The organism is Moorena sp. SIO3I6, assembly GCF_010672095.1.
In genome coordinates, this window is record NZ_JAAHHU010000921.1 from 1 (window position 1) to 1,948 (window position 1,948).

The 1,948-nt window shown below is 39.9% G+C and carries 2 protein-coding genes; both read left to right on the forward strand.

Annotated elements, in window-relative coordinates:
• The first annotated feature begins 403 nt into the window (after positions 1 to 403).
• Positions 404 to 1,363 carry a glycosyltransferase family 2 protein gene (locus F6K49_RS44460; protein ID WP_293108332.1) on the forward strand — a complete coding sequence of 320 codons (960 nt, stop codon included), beginning with the start codon at positions 404 to 406 and terminating at the stop codon, positions 1,361 to 1,363.
• A gap of 472 nt (positions 1,364 to 1,835) precedes the next feature.
• On the forward strand, positions 1,836 to 1,948 hold a 113-nt coding region (locus F6K49_RS44465), incomplete at its 3' end, for a biliverdin-producing heme oxygenase (RefSeq protein WP_293108335.1).

The window sequence follows — 1,948 nt, forward strand, 5'->3', positions numbered from 1 at the left end:
ATATCATGACTTAACTTAAGATGTTTTAGTAAATTAAATGTCCGTACCTGAGTTCCTCCCCTAGTGGGGGGATAAGGAAAGGTGGCAGATAGCATGAGAATTTTCATCATATCTTCAGGTTAGGTAAGAAGTTGCTATAAGTCATATCTAGTTCGTTATAACCGGGTGCATGTCAATTTTGTTAATCCCTGATTCAGATCCCCCTAAATCCCCCTTAATAAGGGGGACTTTTCCATCTAATTCCCCCCTTTTTTAAGGGGGGTTAGGGGGGATCTATTTACCTAATTACAAAGTTGACATGCTCCCGTTATAACCGGACTTGATATCAGGCATCCAATAGGATAATTTTATGTCAACAAATCAATGAATTGAGTGGCTTGATAGTTTCATAGATAACAATACAATGATTCAACGAGTCCCCAAGGTTAGTGTGTGTATTCCTACATTCAATCGCGTTAATTTACTTCCTTATGCGATTGACAGTGTTATTAAACAAACGTATCAAGACTGGGAATTAATTGTCTGTGATGATGGTTCAACTGATGACACTCCTGAGTTAATGTCCCAGTATCAGGATAGCCGAATTAACTACATCCGTCACCCCAAAAATATTGGAAAAAGTAATAACATGCGCTCTGGATTTGATGCGGCATTGGGGGAATATTTTATTAAATTTGATGATGATGACCGGCTGACACCTGAATTTTTAGCCAAAACAACGGCTATCTTAGAGCCAGACCATACTATTGATTTTGTTGGGACAGATCATTGGGTAATTAATATTAATAATACTAGGGATGAATCAGCTACAAAATTAAACTCTCAGAGGTGGGGAAGAACTAAGTTAATCGAAGGGATTGTTGATAAGTTAATTGAGGTTGTTTTTATTCAGCAGAGCTTTCAAATTGGCGCTACGTTATTTAGGATGCAGGCGTTGAAAGATGTGGAATTTATGCGTCCTAACATCCAAAATTGTGAAGATAATGATTTATTCGTTCGGCTGGCTATGGCGGGCAAGAAAGCTTATTATTTACCCGAATTGTTAATGGAATATCGATTTCATGCCCAACAGCAAGGGATTAGTCGAGCAATTCCCTATTTACAGGATAAACTGCGTTATCTAGAAAGTTATAACTTTGACTCAGAAATGTTGGAGACAGTTAGGCGATCGCGCCTAACGGAAACTAAGCTACTACTAGGATTGCGGCTGATTGAAATTGGACAAACATCAACTGGACGTGAATTAGTTTGGTCAGGAAAAGCTTGCTCCCCCTCAAAAGCTTGGGTTGCTTTGGTGTTGTCCCTATTGCCACAAGGATGGCGTTCTCAGGCGTTTAGTGTGTTGCGTCAATTGAAGGAATAGACTCTCTGGGAATTTGGCACTAGAAAAAATCTGATTAAATTGCCAAGGCATTGGCCGCCTCACCATGCTGAAGCAAATTTCCACTCTTTTGGTGCCCGTTCCCTTGGTGAGGTTCGGGCAGCGCCTTGTCGCACCGCCTTTCACGAGACTGTCTAAGTATTTTTACTTAAATACTTAGACAGTCTTGCTAGTTTCTAGAGCTTTTTGGATGGTTGCAACAGTTGAGCCAAGAATCTAGGGTATAACTTCTCCCGTCCCCCCTGTGTGTACTGATCAAACCATTGTTAGACTGATCAGTTTCAGGATCTATGAACTTGCTCTCTGACGGTGGGGGAGGTAGGAGCTCGTGTTTACGTAAGAATTCTTAACAAAATTTTTCATTAAATCAGTTTACTCTAATAATTTGGAAAGATATTCGCTTGTCTGTAAGTAGTAATACAAATACCGTCAACTTTAGGAACAAAAATAAAGAATGAGTACCAATTTAGCCACCAAGTTGCGTGAAGGCACAAAAAAATCCCACACCATGGCAGAGAATGTGGGTTTAGTCAAGTGCTTTTTGAAAGGAACCGTTGAAAAAACCTC

Bases quoted from the DNA above. Each gene is read 5' to 3' on its own strand.
- F6K49_RS44460 (WP_293108332.1), top strand. From the start codon at position 404: ATGATTCAACGAGTCCCCAAGGTTAGTGTGTGTATTCCTACATTCAAT.